Here is a 20,997-nt window from a genome sequence, read left to right as displayed (position 1 = left end):
CACGTTCATTTCAAACAATGCATTGCAGCTTTCGCTTTATCCCATGGAATAATTTCACCTTTGCCCTTTTTGCAAAAAATACTAGATGACGTATAAAGTGGATCTGCATTTTTATCATAGTTTTTTTGCGCGATGACTTCCTCGCGATTATGGCAGACATCATAGCCAGCAAATTGCAAGCTTAGCACGCCCCTGCCATTTGTATAGGCTGCAAATGTCGTGCTATAGTTCATAAATGTAGCAACAGGTACTTTCCCTATTAATGTAACGCTGGTTTCTGTCATAGTGGGTGCTTCAAAAGTGCCATGCGCTTGTTGTACATCGTGCATCATACGCCCTAAAAAATCATTGGCTGCCTTCATCTTAAAATAATAATAAGGCTCTAATAACACATTTTCAGCCTGTTCTAATCCTTGACGGAGTGCGCGCAAAGTTGCCTCTCGAAAATCGCCGCCTGACGTATATTCAACATGAGCGCGCCCTGTCTGCAGTGTGAACTTAATATCCGTTAACGCAGCGCCTGTCAATAAGCCGTTATGTGCTCTTTCAAATAAATGCTGTTCCACTAAGCGAACATGTCCCACTGATAAATCGTCTGCATGACAAACACTGTGAAACAAAATACCTGTACCACGCGCTACTGGCTCCATAAGTAAATGCACTTCCGCATAATGCTTTAGCGGTTCAAAATGCCCATATCCTGTTACAGTTGTAGCAATCGTTTCTTTATAAATGATTTGCGGATTAGCGAATGTAATCGCAAGATGTAAGCGCTCCCTCGCAATCTCAGTTAGTACCTCTAGCTGAATCACCCCCATGACATGAACATGGATTTCCTGTAATTCCTCCTGCCAAATTGCACGCAATGAAGGCTCTTCCTCATTTAATAAACGGAACTGCTGCCACACTTCCTTCATATGCAAATCACCATGATAGACAACCTTGGCCTGTAATGTTGGCACTAATTTCAATGTGCTTTCATTTGGTATACCCCCAATAACACTACCAATCGCCACTTGGTTTAAGCCCTTTACTGCAAATATTTCACCCGCCTCCACAACTGTCGTTGTTTCAAACTTCGCTCCATTATAATAGCGGATTTCCGTTACTTTTTCTGTTGTATCACCAAATGTAAACGCATCGCGTACTTGTAAGCGTCCCTGCAATGCCTTCATAAAAGTAAGTCGCTGTCCAGTAGAGTCATGCCGTATTTTAAATACTTCAGCCTGAAATGGCGCTGTAGTATCAAAGCACGCTATTGTGAGCTTAGCAAGCTGCTGAAAAAATGGTAATACCCCTTCATCCTTTAGTGCCGCTCCTGCCATGCAAACGAAAAGCTTACGCGCTGCAATTTGCTTTTGCAGTTGTGTCATAACAATCGTATTTTCTAGCTTGCCCTCTAAAAACAATTCGAGCATTTGTTCATCACGCTCAGCTAGCCATTCCTTAACGCTCTCCTCACTCGTATCATTTTCTATAAATAAAATTTCCTCTGACAGCTCTTGATGAAGCGCTGCAAGTACTTGCTCCTTATTTGCACCCTCACGATCGATTTTATTTATAAATAAAAATGTTGGCACATTATATTTTTGCAGTAACTGCCATACGGTTTCGGTATGCCCCTGAATTCCCTCCACTGCACTCACAATAACAATCGCATAATCCATTACGCGAATCGCGCGCTCCATTTCAGGAGAAAAGTCAACATGCCCCGGCGTATCAATTAATGTATATGTATCACCTTCATATTGAAAGCGCCCTTGCTCTGCAAAAATTGTAATTCCGCGTGCCCTTTCTAATGCATGAAAATCTAAATGAGCATTTTTATTATCAACACGCCCCTTTTCTTTAATGCCTTCCATATGATAAAGTAGCTGCTCGGAAAAAGTCGTTTTCCCTGCATCTACATGGGCTAAAATTCCAATTGTTTTAAACATCACTTCACCTTTTTTCACTATAATTCCAATCGACTTTAAACATTATTTTGTGTATAATAATAACAATTTCTTTGATGTAGTTAGGGGTACAGATATATGTCACTTTTATTACTTGATATAAAGACGGTTATTCTTTTGCTTGTTATTGGACATTACTGTGTTATCATGCTTATTTCAGCATACAGCTACCAGTATAATAACCGTACTATTTGGACATTTGTAATAGGAAAGCTCCTACAAATTATTGCATATACTATTATACTATTTCGCGAAATATTGCCATTTGTCGTATCCATTTTCTTAAGTAATACACTGTTGCTTATCGGTACAATGATTGAATGTATTGCACTACTGTTGTTGCTAAAATGTCTCACAGATATGGCGAGAAAAGCTATCGTTATTGTATCATTATTTGGTTTACTTAGCTTTTATGCAGCTATTTTGTTTTATAATTTTGACAATGTGCGCATTGCTATTATATCTATAACCATTACTGTACTGATTGGATTCCCAATCCGAGCATTTTATCTTACTTGTAAAGCATCGATTTTGAAACGCATCATGCTTATTTTATATAGTGCCATTGCACTGTCACTTGTCTTGCGTACATATAATGCACTATTTGTTTCAACCGACGTAACGCTTTTTGCAGAAAATGAATATCAAACACTTGCCTTCTTGACGAGATTTATCGAAATGCTCGTCGGTAGCATTGGTTTTATTTTACTCGTAAAAGAGCAAACAGATATTGAATTGACACGTATGGCTATGATGGATGAGTTAACAAATATTTATAATAGACACGCCTTTATTCAGCGCGCAGATGCTCTGATTGCCTCAGCGCTAAAGAAAAAAAGCATGGTTTCCTTTATTATTTTTGATGTTGACCGCTTTAAGGGGATTAATGATACATACGGACATGATACTGGGGATTATGTACTGAGAGAGATTGCCAAAGTAATTGCAAATGCACTTCCGAAAGAGGCTATTTTTGGGCGCTATGGCGGAGATGAGTTTGTCATTTTAATACCAAACTGCCAAATCGACAGAGCAACTAAGCTAGCAGAAGCATTGCGGACTACCATTTCCCAATATTCATTTCAGCATATTTCAACACAATGTACATTAAGCTTAGGCTCCGCTACAACAGAAGTTCAGACAGCCATCTCCTTAGATGCATTTTATACAAACGCTGATAAAGCTTTATATCATGCAAAGGAAAATGGTCGTAATCAAGTTTATGCTGTAACCTTTTAATATAGTAAATAGACAGAAAAGCGATTGCGTAAATGGATTTCTTTTTACGTAATCGCTTTAATTATTTCTTAGACTTTTTCAGTGCCCTCTTGCTAACAGCTTCCTCTATTATTGTTCTACCTTACCTTGCCAAGCATAATAAGCAATACCTTTGAATTCCTCATCATAGGTTACTCTAAATAGATATTGGACTAGTTTATTAGGTTTTCAGCAGTTCCTTAATTTCTTCTTAGAGATTTGTCTTTTTTACTATCTTTTATTATAATTACATGAATACTGGAAATTGATGGAGGTATTTGAAATGATAAAACTATTAAACTTACTTTGTTGTTTACTATTTCTTGTTGGTTGTCAAAATAATCAAGTGGAAAAAGAAAAGGTGAAGATGGAGGTGGAGGTGGAACCAACATTTTACGAGCGTAATGTGAAACCGAGAGGTATCTATATCAACGATGCTAAAAATGATATGAGAATTGATTTACCGTTGTTATCATATTGTTGGAATCCGGATTTGACAAAATGTTTATCTGAATTAAACGAGGCACCAAAACAGGATATTTTTGATGGTTATCGTACAATTCGAAATCAGCCTAAGGAACAGATACAGGTAGAAATTATCACCTTACCAGAGGATATCAGTAATCCAGACGAAAAACTTCCTTTTGCAACAACAATTGAATTGTTTCAAGTAGAAGCTGACCAATTTATACCAACAGAATTAATTGATAATAAATTTGTATTGCCTAGTGAGGAAGGTATCTACACATACGTGCTTAAATTAACTTATGAGAAAGAATATAAAGGAATTGCCTTTTATGCTTGGCAAACTAGGGTTGGAGAATAATAAGCTAGTGTATAACTAATAATAGAGGTATCTAATTTTAATATATTATCATCATGTCGAATTTACAAATAAAATGTTGTCGAAAGAAAAATATATAATTAAATTACAAAATATAGTACAATAAATCCAAGGAATATATTCCAAAACTTATGCATAATGGAAAATTTTATATTTAACTTTAAATTCGAGATAATATAGTTATGGAGGGAAAATATGAAAAAAATAATAATTGGAGCTCTATCAATTGGATTTCTTTTTGGAGGAGTTTCACATTCACCAGTCCAAGCAAATACTTTAAATGATAATTCCTCTTTAATAGAAGTTATGAGTATCTCAAGAAATGTTACTCACGACGTGCTTTATTCAAAAGGGGCAACTATTCCTGGAACCTATTATTATAATTCCTTGGGATGGACTGGTACCTTAACACTTCAATATGTGGTACCGCGTGTACAGGATGACTATTTGGTAGCTGTTTATTCAGGAACTGTTCACTGCCTATCAGGGAATTGTCCAGCACCTGCCGCCCTTAATAGCGCTGAGTAGTTACCTTGAACAATGAAATATGCGTGTTACTAATCAAAATGAACATCTTTCTTTAGGTTACCTACTATTCTGAATGATTTTTTAATGAGTAACTTATCTAAGCCAAAGGAGCTTTGGAAGAAGTAGGATTATATCTACATTCTCCAAAGCTCCTTTAATTCTGTTCAATTATATTTATTCACAAAAAGGGGGATGGGTATGCTCCATTTTTTTCGACTGGAATGGACAAAAATGAAAAGGTCAAGAATAAGTTATTTTTTGACCTTGCTTTTAGCGATTGTGATTACTACTTATTTTTTTTATATTGATAAAAAATCGACATCATTAGAAGAAATAGAAATGTATGTTTCTGAAAATGTTCTTTTTTTTGAAGAATATGTAGATTCGATGGAAGAGGATATAGATAACTTAAGTCCAATGGAAAAAGAAGTATTAGATAATTTAAAACGTCAATATAAAGGATTTCAGATTATGCAGAAAGGATTAATAGAGCGTAACTGGAATCTATATTGGCAAGGGAGTCTACTAAATTTTTCTAAATCTGAAGAAATAGCCTTAAAAAATTTAGAAATATATAAAAACAGCTATCTTTATCCAACACCTTTTACTGTCCTAGTACATATGGATAAAATGCGCTGGATGGAGGAAAAGTCGGTTCAGCCCCTTGCGTCAGGCTTAGAAAATCAAGGCACTACGCTATATGACCAAGATTTCTCTGAGCCACTTGTACAACAACTAGCTCAAAGTCTATCATCTTTTCATTCCTCCACTGGCACATATTTTCTGTTTCATCTGTTCCAATATGGCTTTAGCTTGGTTGGACTCATCTTTTTACTCTTTTTATTCTCGGATATTTTGACGAAAGAAGGCTTTGGACGCAATGGACCAATTCATTTACTCCGCACTATGCCGATTCGCCGCTCTTCATTTTGGTTGTCGAAAGCGTTTACAGTTATGGTTGGCTCCCTTCTTATCGTTAGCTTAACAGCAATTATCGGTGTCGGTCTTGGTACACTTTTTAATCGACTTGGAGATTGGCAATACCCTATTTTAATTTATGGTCCAGAACGAACGTATTCCTTTTTGTCAATTGCTCAGTTTTTAAGCAAGGCGGGGGGATTATTTGTACTTGTTTTAGCATTTGGCTTTGGCTTGCTATTTTTATTTTCTGTTTTGACAAATCGCGCTATTTTAGCGATTGGGCTAACGATTATTGTGTTAGTGCTTGGTCAAGCATTAACAGAGCAAACATTTTTATTAAGTTGGACGCAATGGATTCCTTTCCATTACCTTACTGTATATCCGATTTTAAATGGGGAATATACGATTATTCATAACAATACATTGTTCACCTATCAACAAGGCTTATTATCATTAGCAATAAGCACATTAATCGTACTTATTGTTACATTTTGCAGTATAAAGCTACGTAAAGGGGTTATGTCATGATTATTAATGTACAAGGGCTGAAGAAAAGCTATAAAAAGCAACTGGTGTTAAAAAATATTACGTTCCAAGTGGAAGAACCACAAATCATTGCACTTATTGGACCAAACGGCTCTGGTAAAACAACAATGATGAATTGTTTAATGAATTTACTGCCATTTCAAGAGGGGGATATTACTATTCTCGGAAAGAAGCATACAGACCCTAGCCTATTTTATGAGGTATCTTATTTACAGGATAATCGTGTATTATACGGAGATTTAACAGGTGCTGATCATTTGAATTTTATTTGCCATGCACAAAAATTACCTGCTCGAAAAGCAAAAGAAATAGCTGCATATGTCGGTATGGATAAATATGCAAAAAAAAGAGTGCGTAGCTATTCACTTGGTATGAAACAGCATCTATTGTTAGCAATGGCCATTTTAAATGAGCCTAAATTAATTTTACTTGATGAACCAATTAACGGACTTGACCCGACAAGCGCCATCCATATGCGTCATATTCTAATGGATTTGCATGCAAAGGGTTCAACAATCATTATTTCCTCTCATAATCTTGAGGAAATTGATAAAATGACAAATACGATTTATTTCATGAAAGATGGCGAAATTTTAGAGGAATCTTTAGAAAAATTAAATATCGCACACTATTCAATTTATGTTTCCAATAGCGAAAAGGCACGTGACATTTTTACGACAAACAAGCTCCCTGTCACAATGGAGGCGGACCACTTTATATTTAGTGAGGCGGACCTAGCATTACAGCAAGTCATTGATACACTTAATGAGAATGATGTGAAAATACGCCATATTGAAAATAAAAAGATTGGGGCTGAAAAACGCTATATGGAGCTATTTGAAAGCGAGCTGAGAAAATGAGACTATTTATTTTTGAAGTAAAGAAAATTCTCTTTAGTCGCCGTTTCCTCTATACTTTTGCCATTTTACTATTTGTAGGAGTAGGCTTGTTTTTCCGAAATTTCGCCATGCAAGATTTAGCATTAGAAGAAGAAGTAAAACGTGTCACTGCTTATACACAAGAAGCGCAAAGCCTATTACGTGTGCTGCAAAAGTCACCTGAAAGTGGGCAGACAGATGAACAAATACAGCACTTAGCAAAGGCGTTAAATTTATTATACGAATGGGCTCCTCTAGTAAAATCAACTGATTGGGAAAAGCGTTTACAAATAGAAAACGACTTTTTACAAACGCTTACCTTGTATAAGGAAGCAGGTGGTGATTTTTCTATTCAAAATAGCGCTATTGAACCGACGATTCTTTTCAATGAACAGCTGTTATCACAAGGGATTGAGCCAACATTTGAAAACTATAGTACGAATTTGCCAAACTATATAAAGCAAGTGGCGACGCTTTATATTAATATAGGAGCAATTGTTTTACTGCTATTAGTAGTAGGTGATTTATTAACGCTGGAATTTGAGCAGGGTAGTATTCGTTTACTTTATACCCAGCCCATTCGTAAAACAGCTATTTTGCACGCAAAATGGGCAACAACTGTTGTCACTTATTTACTTTTAACGCTAGGATTATTCGGTATAACATGGGGCGTAGGCTATCTATTCGGTCAAGTAGGCTCGTTTGCCTATCCAATTTTCGTTGAGGTAGATGGCATAATATCTTTTATTACGATTCGCGACTATATAATATGGGGATTGCTTAGCACAACAATTGTGATTTTGTTGGCTATCTCTATACTTTTCTTGCTAAGCTTATTTATTAAAAATTCGATTGTCACATTACTTATAACAATTAGTATATTATTAATCGGCTTTTTCACCATGCAAATAGGTGTTGTCAATTGGCTTAATCCATTTTTATACGTTTTCGCGGGTTTGTCCATTCAACAAGTTGGCGCAAGCTGGTATCAATGTATTCCAATTACATTACTATTAGCGATAATTATTTATATTCTTGCCCTACTACGTATTCAGCGGATGCGTGAAGTTTAAACTTGATTCAGCAAATTACTTTTGTACAGAAAGCATAGCGACAATTCTTATTTGCACCGGTAACAAGGCGACAGGTACAGAAGTCCCCCACTTCTATAAATGCAAAAAAGCATTTCAAGTTAAAGGGAGTCCAAATCCTCTGTCTCGAAAGAAGAGCTCAGTATAGGAGCGCAATGATTGAGTGACCAACATCGTGTTGGCCCAAGCTTCGGATGTCACAGATTTTGATGGAGGTCTGCGTAATGCAGGTCAGTTAACCGTTGTCACAGGACGTGACGGTTTTAAGTTAACTTTTGAAAAAATCTGGACGCAATTATGCCGAGGTGTAATTGATTAGGAAAGCGTCCAAAAAGCTGCGGTTAAACAGCCGTTTGGACGCTTTTCATGATAAAAATCGTTGGCGAATATCCTGTGAGGGTAATTCGCATAGTTCTTTTTTTCCAAACCATTTATAACGATTTTTTGCGAGTTTATCGTATGCGAAATTGCGAACACCAGTAGGTACTGCAATAAATACATAAGCAAAACGCCAAAACCCTTGCAGTCGCCGCGCAATTTTCAGTGCAGCGGTTGACTGTAAGAAATAGCGTCCATTTTCTATAAGCACGATGCTATCAGCTTTCGGCACTTGATAGCGTTCTAATAGCTCCCTCCCTACCTCACTTTGCAATGAGGCAAACTGAAAATAGCCCTTTGGATCACGCTTAATAATAAATTGTACACTTGCATCACAAAAATGACATTCTCCGTCAAATAAGACAATCGCCATTTCCTTCACCTCATTCTGGTGTTGTGTAACTATAATATGTACCGAGCGATTTCACTGTACAGCCCAATGCATGCAATTCCTCAACTGCCCCCCTCATCATCGTTTCTTCCTCATCTGCCAATACATCTACGATAAAGAAATAATCACCCAAGCCTGTTTTCAATGGGCGTGATTCGATTTTACTTAAGTTCAGCTTGCGCCATGCAAATACGGATAATACTTGATGAAGTGCCCCTGATACATCTGTTGGCAATGTAATCATAAACGTTGTCTTTAATATTTCATTTTCAGCTTGTGGTAGGCGTATATTTTCCCTTGCTAAAACAAAGAAGCGCGTATGGTTAAAATGGAAATCATGAATATTGTTTTCAACAATCGTCAGCCCATATTTTTCAGCAGCAGCGCTATTTGCAATTGCCGCAATGCATCGTTCTGGTGAATCCGCTACAAGCTTTGCCGCCGCAGCAGTTGACGAATATTGATGCAACGGCACACCGCTAAAGCGGTAAAATAAATATTTATGGCATTGTGCTAATGCATGTGGATGCGAATAAACTGCTTCAATGTTTTGCCAATTCTTCATTTGCTCTGGATGTACCATTAAGTGCTGCTGAATTTTTGATGTAATTTCTCCTACAACGAAAAGATTCGCTTCATGGAATAAATAATCAATCGTTAAAGGGACAGAGCCTTCTAATGCATTTTCTAATGGCACTACTGCTAAGTCCACCCTTCCTTCAGCAACTGCCTCGATACATTCCGGAATCGAGGCTTGTGGCATTAGCCAATCATTTGGGAATAAGCCCTTTGTCGCTAAATATGTAAATGATGCTTCTGGACCTAAATATGCGATGCGCTTTTCCCAATTTTGTGTTGACATTTTATGTCCTCCCTTTATTTCTAAATTTTCAGTCTTTTATGAAGTGAAAAGTAAGCTTTATACCTATTTTAAATTTTAAGCGTCTTGATTAGCCTTTATTTTACAGAGAACACTTAAAAGAAAATTTTGCATTCCGGCTCTTCTACAAAAAATAGCACTGCTAAACCTAGTGTTTATGTCATTTTCAAAGAATCCCTTTTCTATTTTATCGAGATACTTTTTAATGTAACATCATTGATAGTGTTCCGAAAGCAGGCAATGCACTGCTTTCGGAACATCCCCTACAATGCGCCTGAGCTAATAACCTCTGCTGATTCAATAAAATCAAGACGCTTTAAAATTTGAATCAATTCATTTAAGTCCACATTCATATTCGTTACATCAAGCGATAAGGTAACATTTGCTCTCCCTTGAATGGGTATCGTTTGATGAATCGTTAATACATTGCAATATGCCTCTGAAATCGTTTCAAGTAATTTTGCTAGCGAGCCTTTACGGTCTTGCAACTGTAAAAATAATGTTAAAATACGTTCTTGAACGATGGAGTGAAAAGGAAAAACAGCATCGCGATATTTATAAAATGCACTGCGTGATAAATCCACTTCCTTGACGGCGTCCCAAATAGAGGCGACAGCACCCTTTTGTAATAAGGCCTTTGCCTCTAATGTTTTTTGCATTGCATCCGTCAAAACATCCTCACGCACTAAATAATAGCGTTGATTTGCTACGTTTTTCATATTTCTACCCCCGCGCATCAATCTACAAATTCAAATTCAAATTCCATTAAGCGAACTGTATCGCCATTTTCTGCTCCACGCTCACGTAGGGCATCATCAATCCCCATTGCACGTAATTGACGAGCGAAGCGTCTTACACCATCTTCACGGCTAAAGTCTGTCATTTTAAATAATCGTTCAATTGAATAACCTGATAAGACAAATGCACCGTCATCATCCCGTGTAATTTCAAAATCTTCATTTTGTTTTTCATATTTATAAAGCACTGTTGCATCGGATTCTTCAGCACTAATTTCATGCAGTTCAAATTGTGGTGTTACTTCAAGTAAGTCAGCAATTTCAAAGAGTACGGCTTTCAAGCCTTGACGTGATACAGCTGATACAGGGAATACTTTCACACTGTCCCCCACCTTTTCAAGGAAGTTTTGTAAATTTCCCTCTGCTTCAGGCATGTCCATTTTATTTGCAACAACAATTTGTGGGCGCTCTGTTAAGCGTAAATCATACTGCTTTAGCTCCTCATTAATTGTTACATAATCCTCGTATGGATCGCGACCTTCCATCCCGCTCATATCAACTACATGAACGATAACGCGTGTGCGTTCTATATGACGTAAAAATTGCATTCCTAGACCAATGCCTTGATGTGCACCTTCAATTAATCCTGGTAAATCGGCCATTGCAAACGAGCGACCATCTTCCGTTTCTACCATCCCTAAATTTGGTACAATTGTTGTAAAGTGATATGCACCAATTTTTGGCTTTGCAGCAGATACAACGGATAATAAAGTTGATTTCCCAACAGATGGAAACCCTACTAAGCCAACATCAGCCAATACTTTTAATTCTAAAATAACTTCTAGCTCTTGCCCAGGCTCCCCTTTTTCAGCGAGTTCAGGGGCAGGATTTGCTGGTGTCGCAAAACGGCAGTTGCCTCGACCACCACGACCAGCCTTCGCAATAATTGCTTTTTGACCGTCTTCTACTAAGTCCGCAATGACAGCCTGCGTTTCTGCATTAATAACAACAGTCCCGGGCGGCACTTTAATAGTTAAATCCTCTGACTTACGTCCATGCATCCCTTTGCTCATTCCATGCTCGCCACGCTCTGCCTTGAAATGACGTTTGTAGCGGAAATCCATTAATGTACGTAACCCCTCATCAACTTGGAACACGACATTTCCACCATGACCACCATCTCCACCAGCTGGACCACCATTTGGCACATATTTTTCGCGACGGAAAGCAACCATACCATCTCCGCCGTCTCCACCTTTTACATAAATTTTCACGTGATCGACAAACATTGTTTTCACTCCAGTCCTGCGCTTAATACATAGTGTAACGAATGGTTTGTCACTTCTATCATATCAATGCACATATGTTCGGTTTCTTTTATTATCGGCATCTCAGACCAATTACCAGTTAAATGGAAAATCAACTGAAATTGTGATGCATCTGACTTTGTTGTAATTTGAAGCTGATGCTCAGCATATGCATCAAGCCCATCATAAATATGGATGACTGTGTTTTCCAAGTATTGCGCTAGCTTTTCATCAAGCTGTGGTTGATTTACTGCTTGCTGCACATCGCTATGGAGCTTTAAATCAATTGCTGGAAAGCGCCATGTGAATGTTTGAAGCCATTCTAAAGTTTGTGGTAGCTGCAATTTATTCATATTCGATAGCTTTTTACTATTGTCTGAAATATTTTTAATAATTTGCTTCGCTTCCTCAATACGCTGTAAATCTAAATTCATTAAAATTAAATTCAGTTGATTTAAAAAATCATGATTGGCAAAACGCAATACCTCATTTACCGTTAACAGCTTTGTCGTCATGTTCTACACTCCAATCAGTTATCGTTATTAGTATAGCAAGTTTTGCAGTTTTTTTCCCTTAAAACTACATAGAAAAGTTCCAGTGTATCAATACTTAAGAAAATTCCAGTCATCCATTGATAGAAAAAAGGCTGACACGTAAATGATAGCTTTACGCGTCAGCCCTTCGTTATAACCATTATGCTTCTTGAGCTACTGGGTATACAGATACTTTTTTCTTGTCGCGACCTAAGCGTTCGAATTTAACAACGCCGTCAACTTTAGCGAACAAAGTATCATCTCCACCACGGCCTACGTTTGTACCTGGGTAGATTTTCGTACCGCGTTGACGGTAAAGAATCGAACCACCAGTTACGAATTGACCATCAGCACGTTTAGCGCCAAGGCGTTTTGATTCAGAGTCACGTCCGTTTTTCGTAGAACCTACACCTTTTTTAGATGCGAAAAATTGTAAGTCTAATGTTAATAATAAGTTCATTGCGATGCACCTCCTAGACCATTTTATATTTCAATTCAATAAAGTCTGAATAACTAGCTGTCATCGTGTAAAATTGTGTCACCATAGTATTCAGTATCATTTGAAGCTTATCGTCTGTTTCACGTTCTAAGTCATTTGGGATTGTTACCTTTAAGTAGCCTCCCTCATCTCCCTGCTCGATTTCAGGTGTGATTCCTGTAAGCTGTGGTATCGCATTGACAGCACCAAAGGCGATGGCAGATGCTCCCGCACATACTAAATCACGTCCATAAACGTCAGAAAGTGCATGACCTGATATTTCAAATCCATACGATTTGCGATTTTCATCACTATAAATAGTTACCGTGATCACGTGAGTTCACCTCGAAATTAAGCGTTGATTGCTTCAACAACTAATTTTGTGTATGGTTGACGGTGACCTTGCTTACGACGGTAGTTTTTCTTCGCTTTCATTTTGAAAACAGTAATTTTTTTAGCGCGACCTTCTTTTACAACCTTTGCTGTAACAGTTGCACCTTCAACAGTTGGAGCACCAACTTTAACTGTTTCTCCACCTACGAATAAAACTTTATCGAAAGTTACGATTTCGTCAGCAGCCACACCTAGCTTTTCAACATAGATTTCTTGACCTGCTTCAACTTTGATTTGTTTACCACCAGTTTCAATAATTGCGTACATTAAAATGCACCTCCTCTTTAGACTAAGACTCGCCTGTTACTATCAAGGTGTTAGCTAAACTAGCTACTCTTAGGCACCTTGCCAGTGCGGTTGTAGCGGGTGCTACAAACAATAACATTAAAATACTACCATAAGAAAAAACTTACGTCAACCTATTCAAAACAATTTTCTCATAAGCAATGCGGTATTTTCGGTACTTCCATTCCCCTACTAAATTAATCCATAATAAAATACTTAGCAATAGAACAGGAATAGATTTTGGTAGCATGATAAATGCTAATATTGCAATTATAGTAAAAAAGCACAGCGAAAGCGATAAAAAAAGCTCATATATTTTTGCTTTTGGAAATAGGGTGAGCAGCAAATAACATATGATTTTCCCACCATCGAGCGGTAAAAAGGGCAATAAATTTAAACAGAGTAAATAAAATTGCACTTTAAAAAAGGGAGCAGCAAGCAGCGGCGGTAACAGCATACAGCTTGCCATCCCAATAAGTGTTGCACAAGGTCCACCGAGCGCGATGATAAGCCTTTGTAAATACGTGCCTTCCTGCCGCAGCTTAATTTCTCCACCATAGGGCATAATCACACAGCTTTTTAACTGTAAATTGACAGCCTTCGCTGCTAATAAATGCCCCATTTCATGTACAATTAAAGAGCATAAAATAATACTATAAAGTGCGATATTACCAGTAAAGACCATCATCAACAGAACAAGCAACAATAAAGGGTGTATCGTTATTCGCAACATGCTACATCTGCTCATTTAGCCAAGCTAATGTTTTTTCCAAATCTAGCACCTGATTGTCCTTCTCTATGCGAATATATAAATCGCCTGCTTGTTTTGTCGCAACAAGCTCATTGACAGCAATCGTTGTATAGGGCAGCAATGAAAAATTATCAATAAAGCCATATGTCACAGTTGTATTGTCCTCGTAAAAAATTGAAATAGTTTGTCCTGTTTCTTTCGTATAGCCGGTAAAGACAACGATGCCATTTTGCAATGCAAAAAGACTTACCGTCTCCTCATACGTCATTAAATAGCCTTTATTACTTGGCTGAATTGCTGTAAAGTTTAGCATTTCTCTCATTTCAGGGTAATCAGCTACTTCAACCTTTTCCCCTTCGAAAATCGAAATACTGCGTAGTGTATTGCGCATAAATGTTAAATCATCTTGACTATAAACAACGCGTTTAATAAAGCTCGTCGTTTTCGTTTCTGGCAATTGCGTCGTTCCCCACACAATAACACATAATATAAAGGCAATGCCCCACTGCCATCTTTTCATGCCACCATCCTATTCGTTTTTAACAGTATATGCCGAAGCAAAGAAAAAAGAGCGTACCTGAAAAGTGATTTTGAGACACGCCATATACGACAAAGATAATAGTATTAGCGCAGAAGCTTATATCGAAAGCAAAACGATAAATAACCTACTTTTTTATTCATTTGAAATGCAAAGAAACATCAACTAGACTCAATGTTTACAACTTTAAAACAGGCTATCCAACTTTTCAAACAGTCGCAATTTTAATAAAACACAAACGAAAGCGTTCAACAAGCAGGCAACTGCACTGCTTGTTGAACGCCCTACCTACCCTATTTTGTAAACAATGACTTGATTTTAGCGAACATGCCCTTTGGCTCTGGTTCGATTGACATTAATGGCACAGACTCACCTAAAATACGACGTGCAATATTGCGATAGCCTAAGGAGGCTTTATTATCTGGATTCATCACGATTGGCTCACCTTTGTTTGACGAGCTAATCACGTCCTCACTATCTATAATAATTCCTAATAAATCAATAGATAAATGCGTTGTCACCTCGGTAATGTCCATCGTATCACCAGAGGCCATTAAATGATGACGAACGCGGTTAATAATTAATTTCGGCGCCTCAATCTCTTCTTGCTCCAATAAGCCGATAATTCGATCCGCATCGCGCACAGCGGAAATTTCAGGTGTCGTCACGACAATTGCGCGGTCCGCTCCAGCTACCGCATTGCGATAGCCTTGCTCGATACCTGCTGGACAATCGATTAACACATAATCAAAGTCACTTTTTAATTCGTTAACTAAGCTCTTCATTTGCTCAGGTGTCACAGCGTTTTTATCTGTTGTTTGAGCTGCAGGTAGTAAAAAAAGTTTATCATCGACTCGTTTATCCTTTACAAGTGCCTGATGCACTTTACAGCGACCTTCCACGACATCAACTAAATCATAAATAATACGATTTTCTAAACCTAACACAACATCTAAATTACGCAGACCAATATCTGTATCTACTAAGCATACTTTTTTTCCTTGAAGAGCCAATGCAGTACCGAGGTTGGCGCTTGTAGTTGTTTTACCTACGCCACCTTTTCCCGAAGTGATTACTATTGCTTCTCCCACATTAGCTTCCCCCTTTAAATGTTGTAAAAGATGGACGGATTTCCTTTACTTTTTGAATACGGTCATAAGAAATTGTACCACTTTCATTAATATACGCACATAGCTGATCGGTATTTTCTTTGACAATTTGCTGCTCATTCGACATCACTTCAACGCAATCTGCTATGAGCACATGTGTCGGTTCAAAATGAGAGGCGCTAATTACAGCCTCCTCATTACCTTCTACACCCGCATGTGCAATACCTTTTAGTTTACCAAGAACATAAATATTGCCTCCAGCTTCAATGCGCCCGTTTGGATTGACATCTCCTAGCACGATAATATCACCTGTTGCTCTTAGCACTTGACCTGAACGTACAATCCCAACATATGTATCGCACTTTTTTTGTAGCATTTTTTGATTGCTTTCTTCGATTGTTAATACATCGCTCTGTACTTTTGAAACAATTAAGTTTCCCTGCTGCTGGACAATTGAAATAAGCTCTTTTTTTTGTGCAGCTGTGCAATAACGGGTTCCTAAATGCAGCTGCACGTCTAACTTCCCTTCAATTCCACCTTCAGAAGCTTTCTGTGCTAGCTCTTCTAAAAGCTCTGCATAGGCACATTGATCATCAAGCCGAAGTATTAAACCGTCCTTCGTTCCTTTAATATGGACGAGCTGTTTTTTCATGATAATATGCCACCCCACACTCCATTATCAATTATGCCTTGTCCATCTCTTTGACGCTTACACAAGAAAGCATTTCAAGTCTAAGCTTAGACCGATATGCTATCGGACACGGCGTTCTAAATTGAGTTTCTCTTTCATCAGCTGAAATTTATTTTCCTGCTAAATTTGCCCTTCCCCCACAGGAGGTTTAAGCCCCATTGCGTGCACGCTGTAATACCCGCTTGTTGATTAAATATTTAAACACCCAGCCGAGCAGCGCTAGAAATAATAGGTTAGCCAAAATTGTCGGTATTAAGCGGCTATTAAAAAATGTTTGTAATGTCATTGGCGTGAAATTTATTAAAAAGAAAAATTCGTATAGAACGACTTCCATTGATGCAACAAGCATGACTGCCAAAATTGTTGTAATGGCTAAATGCTGATGAATATATTTCACACTCCAGCCGGCAATAAAGCATAGCAACGGGTATAAAAATGTGTACAATCCAATAATATCAATGTAAAACACATCGTACAATAGCCCAAAAAACAGACCATAATACACTGCGCGTTTGCGATTATAATAAATCGCAATAAAAATTAAATACAATATTAAAAAGCGCGGCACCAAAAAAACGAGTTGTTCACCTATAACAATCGGCGAGAACTTCGCAAATAATGGCTCTAATAAAAACAATAATACTGCAACTGTTGGGATGAGTAAACGGATAAACATTTATTCCTCTCCCTCTTCCTCTGGCGGGTCTGTCAAATTAACATTTGTGCCACTTCCATCTGAGCCATCAACAGAAGTCACTTCACGCTTCGCAATAATAACATTTTCAAGCATAGCAAAATCCGACGATGGCTTAACAAATGCCATCTTCGTTAGTCCAAAGTCTTCTGTCGTTACTTCTGTTACTTCGCCAATTAAAATACCTTTTGGGAAAATACCACCTAAACCTGAAGTAACAACATGCTTTCCAACTTCAATTTCCTTATTGGAATCGATGCGCTTTAAAATTAATTCGTTACGCTCCCCGTCATATCCTTCAATTAAACCTGCAATATCTTCTTTCTCACCTTGTACAAGTGCTGAAACTCGGTAATTGGCATTGTTTGTGTAGAGTAATTCGACTTCCGATGTAAATGGCGTTACCGCGATAATTTTGCCGATTAATCCTTGCGCTGTCATAACGGCCATATTTTTTTCAATTCCATGAACTTGACCTTTGTTTAAAATAAGTTTCTCTTCCCATTGATCAGGATTTCGTGCAATTACAGTTGCATGAATCGGCTGATATTCTCGCAAGCTTTCTTCCTTGTCAATTATCTCACGAAGCTTTTTATTTTCTGATTTTAATCCGTCGACTTCGGATTGTAAAACGACAAAATCTTCTAGTCGACTTTTTAAACGTTTGTTTTCATCATACGTATTTAGCAAGGCTTCGATGTTACCATAAATACCTGTTATGTAACTTGCTGGCTTTGCAACAAGTGATTGTGCAAAGCCGACAGTATCTTTAATAATTTGCTCTGGTAATGTTGCATTATGACGGTTGCTTAACGAGAAGCCAATCAATGCCACTAGAAAAACTGTGCTAACTAATAACACGATAATTTTTTTATTTGAAAAATGTGGCATTGTTTCATCACCTTATCCTTTTAATTGCTGTGCGCGAATTAAGTCGATATTGTCTAACGCCTTTCCTGTTCCAATCGCTACACAATCTAATGGATCCTCCGCAATAAAGACAGGCATATTTGTTTCAGAGCTAATAACTTTATCTAAGTTTTGTAATAAAGCGCCACCACCAGTTAAAACGATGCCTCGCTCCATTACGTCAGCAGATAATTCAGGCGGTGTTTGCTCTAACGTGCGCTTCACCCCATCGATAATTGCTGTCACTGATTCACGTAAAGACTCTGAAATCTCTTGTGCAGTAATTTCAATTGTTTTTGGTAAACCTGTCACAAGATCGCGTCCTCGAATATCCATCATTGCATTATTGTCATCTGCACGCGCACTACCAATTTCCATTTTAATTGCTTCTGCTGTACGCTCACCAATTGTTAAATTATATGTTTTACGAATATAAGCAATGATTGCTTGGTCCATTGCATCGCCACCAATACGAACAGATTCGCTCGTTACAACACCTCCTAGTGAAATAACGGCTACTTCAGTTGTACCGCCACCGATATCTACTACCATCGAACCAGTTGGGTCCCATACTGGCAAATTCGCACCGATTGCTGCTGCAAACGGCTCCTCAATTGTAAATGCATCCTTCGCCCCTGCTTGGCGCGATGCATCAATTACTGCACGCTGCTCTACTGACGTAATACCGAATGGTACGCAAATCATTACATTCGGCTTTTTCCAGTTTGAACCTGAATTTTTTAAAGCTTCCTTCAAATAATATTGAATCATCGCTGTTGTAATATCAAAATCTGCGATGACGCCATCTTTCATTGGACGAATCGCCACAATTGAGCCTGGTGTACGTCCAATCATATTTTTCGCGTCATTTCCTACAGCGACGATATCGCCTGTTTTGATATTTTTCGCCACTACTGAAGGCTCGCGTAAAACAATTCCTTTTCCTTTAACAAAAACTAGTGTATTTGCTGTGCCGAGATCAATCCCGACATCCTTATTTCCAATTCCAAACAATGTCTGTACTTCCTTTCTTAATAAACCGTGTTTTTTATTTTTTGTAAATAAGCTGCTTAATATATAGCAATATTATTTACAGCATGTTGCCTATCTAAACGATACGCTTAATTATAGCGGATAAAAGCTAAAAATTATAGTGTGATATATTGCAAAATCCGATAAATAACGATTTCTTTTACCCACTTTTCTATTGTATTCTTTCTACTGACATGAAACAAATGAAAAATCGCCCACTATTTTTACAGTTTCATTGCAGAAATATGACGAAAAAGCGTGAGAAAGGTTCGTTCATCCACGAAATTTCCCCACGCTTCTTAATTTTATCTTAATAAAATGGACTTCTTGTTCAATTACACCTTGACGTAACTGCATCGAGGCTTTGAATAGTGCTTGCACAATTTATTCCTTTCAAAATCCCTAACATCTACTGAAAGCTAAATTTCAATCAACAATGTTTTCTGCGACGAGTAATCGCAGGAGCACATGTTTTCTGCGACAAGGACAGTGACAATTTATTGTGACTACATAAGCCCCTTCTCTTTCATACTAATATATTGATGATTTCCAATAATTACATGATCGAGTAGCTCAATGCCAATAATTATCCCAGCCTCCTGCAAGCGCTGTGTAACATCAATATCTTCTGGACTTGGCGTGGCATTACCTGACGGATGGTTATGCGCACAAATTATGGAAGCCGCAGAGCGCTTTATTGCTTCACGAAACAGCTCTCTCGGGTGAACTATGCTAGCATTAAGCGAGCCAATAAAAATCGTTTGCTTATGGATAATTTGGTTTTTAGTGTTTAAAAAGAGGGCGACGAAATTTTCTTGAGTTAAAGATTCCATTTCAGGCATTAAATATGCGGCTGCATCTTCAGGGGAACGTATCGTGTAACGGGAGTCAATTTCTTTTTGCGCGAGCCTTCTACCAAGCTCAATAGCTGCGAGAAGCTGGACAGCTTTAGCTTCACCAATTCCTTTAATCGAGGTTATTTCTTCAAATGTAGCATGCTTTAATGCGTGGAGCTTTTCAAAATCCATCAGTACTCGATTAGCGAGGGCGAGTACTGATGCTTCTTTTGTACCTGTGCGCAACAAAATAGCTAGTAATTCTTGATTGGATAAACTTTGCGCACCTTGGCGTATTAAGCGTTCTCTTGGACGATCTGCTTCATGAACATCACGTATTTTCAATGCTTGAAACATTGTCATGATACGGCTTCACAACCTTCCCATTAAATTGTTAGTAGGCGTAGATGAATGAGTTGCTCAAATACTGAAGCTAGCGGGAATCCTACTACGTTATTATAATCTCCTTCAATTCGCTCGACAAAAAGAGCACCAGGTGTTTGAATACCATAGCCTCCCGCCTTATCAAACGGGTCACCAGAATCAACATATGCTTCAATTAGCTTAGCTGACAGCTTTTTAAAAATTACGATTGTTTCTTCAACGAAAACCGTTTCTTCTCCATCTGGTTGAATAATTACTACAGCCGTTAATACACGATGACGATTATTTGATAGTGCTTGCAAATGCTGGACAGCTTCAGCGCGGCCTTTTGGCTTATGTAGTAAACGATTTTGAAAAACAACGATTGTATCAGCACCAATAACCGTTTTCCCATGACACTTCGCCGCGACATCACGTGTTTTTAAACGAGCGACCTCCTGTACATACTGCTCAACTGATTGCGCTTGCACGCTCGTTTCCTCTACATTGCTCGTAATTACCTCAAACGGAATGTGAAGCTGTGCTAGTAGCTCCTTACGTCTTGGTGATGCTGAAGCAAGTACAAATTTTGTTTGTGTTGTAATATTCATTTCAATCTCCTCCTACTTTTTCTATCATAGCGGAGAAAAGTATTTTTGAACAATTACAGCA

Annotated in this window: 24 protein-coding genes and 1 other annotated feature; of the genes, 6 read left to right on the top strand and 18 right to left on the bottom strand. The window is 38.0% G+C overall.

Features of this window, described 5'->3' with window-relative positions; all coding sequences use genetic code 11:
* Positions 1-5: 5 nt before the first annotated feature.
* Positions 6-1,937 (bottom strand): translation factor GTPase family protein, encoded by a 1,932-nt coding sequence (locus MHB51_RS01485; protein ID WP_342558836.1) that lies wholly within the window; start codon positions 1,935-1,937, stop codon positions 6-8.
* A 96-nt stretch (positions 1,938-2,033) separates the two neighbouring features.
* Between MHB51_RS01485 and MHB51_RS01480 the strand changes: the two genes are divergently transcribed.
* The 6 genes from MHB51_RS01480 (at position 2,034) to MHB51_RS01455 (ending at position 8,002) form a co-directional block, all read left to right on the top strand.
* Positions 2,034-3,194, top strand: a complete 1,161-nt coding sequence (locus tag MHB51_RS01480) for a GGDEF domain-containing protein (protein WP_066162470.1) — start codon at positions 2,034-2,036, stop codon at positions 3,192-3,194.
* A gap of 301 nt (positions 3,195-3,495) precedes the next feature.
* Complete coding sequence (locus tag MHB51_RS01475) at positions 3,496-4,038, top strand: hypothetical protein (protein ID WP_342558835.1); 543 nt, start codon at positions 3,496-3,498, stop codon at positions 4,036-4,038.
* A 213-nt stretch (positions 4,039-4,251) separates the two neighbouring features.
* Positions 4,252-4,584 (top strand): hypothetical protein, encoded by a 333-nt coding sequence (locus MHB51_RS01470; RefSeq protein WP_342558834.1) that lies wholly within the window; start codon positions 4,252-4,254, stop codon positions 4,582-4,584.
* Between the two features lie 231 nt (positions 4,585-4,815).
* The gene (locus MHB51_RS01465; RefSeq protein WP_342558833.1) at positions 4,816-6,033 is read left to right on the top strand and encodes a hypothetical protein; all 1,218 of its coding nucleotides are present in this window, start codon (positions 4,816-4,818) and stop codon (positions 6,031-6,033) included.
* A complete protein-coding gene (locus tag MHB51_RS01460; RefSeq protein WP_342558832.1) occupies positions 6,030-6,911 on the top strand; it encodes an ABC transporter ATP-binding protein in 882 nt (293 codons plus the stop codon). The genes MHB51_RS01465 and MHB51_RS01460 overlap by 4 nt, the downstream gene beginning before the upstream one ends.
* Positions 6,908-8,002 (top strand): ABC transporter permease subunit, encoded by a 1,095-nt coding sequence (locus MHB51_RS01455; RefSeq protein ID WP_342558831.1) that lies wholly within the window; start codon positions 6,908-6,910, stop codon positions 8,000-8,002. Before MHB51_RS01460 ends, MHB51_RS01455 begins: the two co-directional genes overlap by 4 nt.
* Positions 8,003-8,384: 382 nt before the next feature.
* Here MHB51_RS01455 and MHB51_RS01450 read toward each other — a convergent pair whose 3' ends face one another.
* The 17 genes from MHB51_RS01450 to MHB51_RS01370 all read right to left on the bottom strand — a co-directional run bounded on the left by MHB51_RS01450 (position 8,385) and on the right by MHB51_RS01370 (position 20,936).
* Positions 8,385-8,771: a thiol-disulfide oxidoreductase DCC family protein gene (locus tag MHB51_RS01450; protein WP_066162455.1), complete on the bottom strand. Its 387-nt coding sequence runs from the start codon at positions 8,769-8,771 to the stop codon at positions 8,385-8,387.
* Between the two features lie 10 nt (positions 8,772-8,781).
* Positions 8,782-9,651: a prephenate dehydratase gene (gene pheA, locus MHB51_RS01445; RefSeq protein WP_342558830.1), complete on the bottom strand. Its 870-nt coding sequence runs from the start codon at positions 9,649-9,651 to the stop codon at positions 8,782-8,784.
* Positions 9,652-9,932: 281 nt separating this feature from the next.
* Positions 9,933-10,388: an ACT domain-containing protein gene (locus tag MHB51_RS01440; protein WP_342558829.1), complete on the bottom strand. Its 456-nt coding sequence runs from the start codon at positions 10,386-10,388 to the stop codon at positions 9,933-9,935.
* Positions 10,389-10,405: 17 nt separating this feature from the next.
* Positions 10,406-11,695: a GTPase ObgE gene (gene obgE / locus MHB51_RS01435; protein WP_342558828.1), complete on the bottom strand. Its 1,290-nt coding sequence runs from the start codon at positions 11,693-11,695 to the stop codon at positions 10,406-10,408.
* A gap of 5 nt (positions 11,696-11,700) precedes the next feature.
* Complete coding sequence (locus MHB51_RS01430; protein ID WP_066162444.1) at positions 11,701-12,228, bottom strand: Spo0B domain-containing protein; 528 nt, start codon at positions 12,226-12,228, stop codon at positions 11,701-11,703.
* Positions 12,229-12,406: 178 nt separating this feature from the next.
* Positions 12,407-12,706: a 50S ribosomal protein L27 gene (gene rpmA / locus MHB51_RS01425; protein ID WP_066162440.1), complete on the bottom strand. Its 300-nt coding sequence runs from the start codon at positions 12,704-12,706 to the stop codon at positions 12,407-12,409.
* A 13-nt stretch (positions 12,707-12,719) separates the two neighbouring features.
* Positions 12,720-13,058: a ribosomal-processing cysteine protease Prp gene (locus tag MHB51_RS01420; protein WP_066162437.1), complete on the bottom strand. Its 339-nt coding sequence runs from the start codon at positions 13,056-13,058 to the stop codon at positions 12,720-12,722.
* A gap of 17 nt (positions 13,059-13,075) precedes the next feature.
* On the bottom strand, positions 13,076-13,384 hold the full coding sequence (rplU, locus tag MHB51_RS01415; RefSeq protein WP_042475035.1) for a 50S ribosomal protein L21: 309 nt from the start codon (positions 13,382-13,384) through the stop codon (positions 13,076-13,078).
* 15 nt (positions 13,385-13,399) lie between these two features.
* Positions 13,400-13,486: a sequence feature (ribosomal protein L21 leader region), on the bottom strand.
* 40 nt (positions 13,487-13,526) lie between these two features.
* The gene (locus MHB51_RS01410; RefSeq protein WP_342558827.1) at positions 13,527-14,090 is read right to left on the bottom strand and encodes a site-2 protease family protein; all 564 of its coding nucleotides are present in this window, start codon (positions 14,088-14,090) and stop codon (positions 13,527-13,529) included.
* 46 nt (positions 14,091-14,136) lie between these two features.
* Entirely contained in the window at positions 14,137-14,673 is a 537-nt protein-coding gene (locus MHB51_RS01405; protein WP_066162432.1) for a hypothetical protein, read from the bottom strand.
* Positions 14,674-14,984: 311 nt separating this feature from the next.
* A complete protein-coding gene (minD, locus tag MHB51_RS01400) occupies positions 14,985-15,782 on the bottom strand; it encodes a septum site-determining protein MinD (protein WP_066162428.1) in 798 nt (265 codons plus the stop codon).
* A gap of 1 nt (position 15,783) precedes the next feature.
* Positions 15,784-16,452 carry a septum site-determining protein MinC gene (locus MHB51_RS01395; RefSeq protein WP_066162426.1) on the bottom strand — a complete coding sequence of 223 codons (669 nt, stop codon included), beginning with the start codon at positions 16,450-16,452 and terminating at the stop codon, positions 15,784-15,786.
* Positions 16,453-16,639: 187 nt separating this feature from the next.
* Positions 16,640-17,167, bottom strand: coding sequence for a rod shape-determining protein MreD (mreD, locus tag MHB51_RS01390; protein WP_066162423.1), 528 nt, complete (start codon positions 17,165-17,167; stop codon positions 16,640-16,642).
* Positions 17,168-18,076, bottom strand: a complete 909-nt coding sequence (mreC, locus tag MHB51_RS01385) for a rod shape-determining protein MreC (RefSeq protein ID WP_342558826.1) — start codon at positions 18,074-18,076, stop codon at positions 17,168-17,170. It abuts the gene before it with no gap.
* 12 nt (positions 18,077-18,088) lie between these two features.
* The gene (locus MHB51_RS01380; protein WP_066162417.1) at positions 18,089-19,108 is read right to left on the bottom strand and encodes a rod shape-determining protein; all 1,020 of its coding nucleotides are present in this window, start codon (positions 19,106-19,108) and stop codon (positions 18,089-18,091) included.
* 524 nt (positions 19,109-19,632) lie between these two features.
* Entirely contained in the window at positions 19,633-20,325 is a 693-nt protein-coding gene (gene radC, locus MHB51_RS01375) for a DNA repair protein RadC (RefSeq protein WP_066162414.1), read from the bottom strand.
* 23 nt (positions 20,326-20,348) lie between these two features.
* Positions 20,349-20,936, bottom strand: a complete 588-nt coding sequence (locus tag MHB51_RS01370; protein ID WP_342558825.1) for a Maf family protein — start codon at positions 20,934-20,936, stop codon at positions 20,349-20,351.
* Positions 20,937-20,997: the final 61 nt, after the last annotated feature.

Source organism: Metasolibacillus sp. FSL K6-0083 (genome assembly GCF_038630865.1).
In the GTDB taxonomy this organism is placed as follows: domain Bacteria; phylum Bacillota; class Bacilli; order Bacillales_A; family Planococcaceae; genus Metasolibacillus; species Metasolibacillus fluoroglycofenilyticus.
The sequence above is the reverse complement of the archived record's forward strand: the minus strand, read 5'-3'. Positions and strand labels throughout refer to the sequence as shown.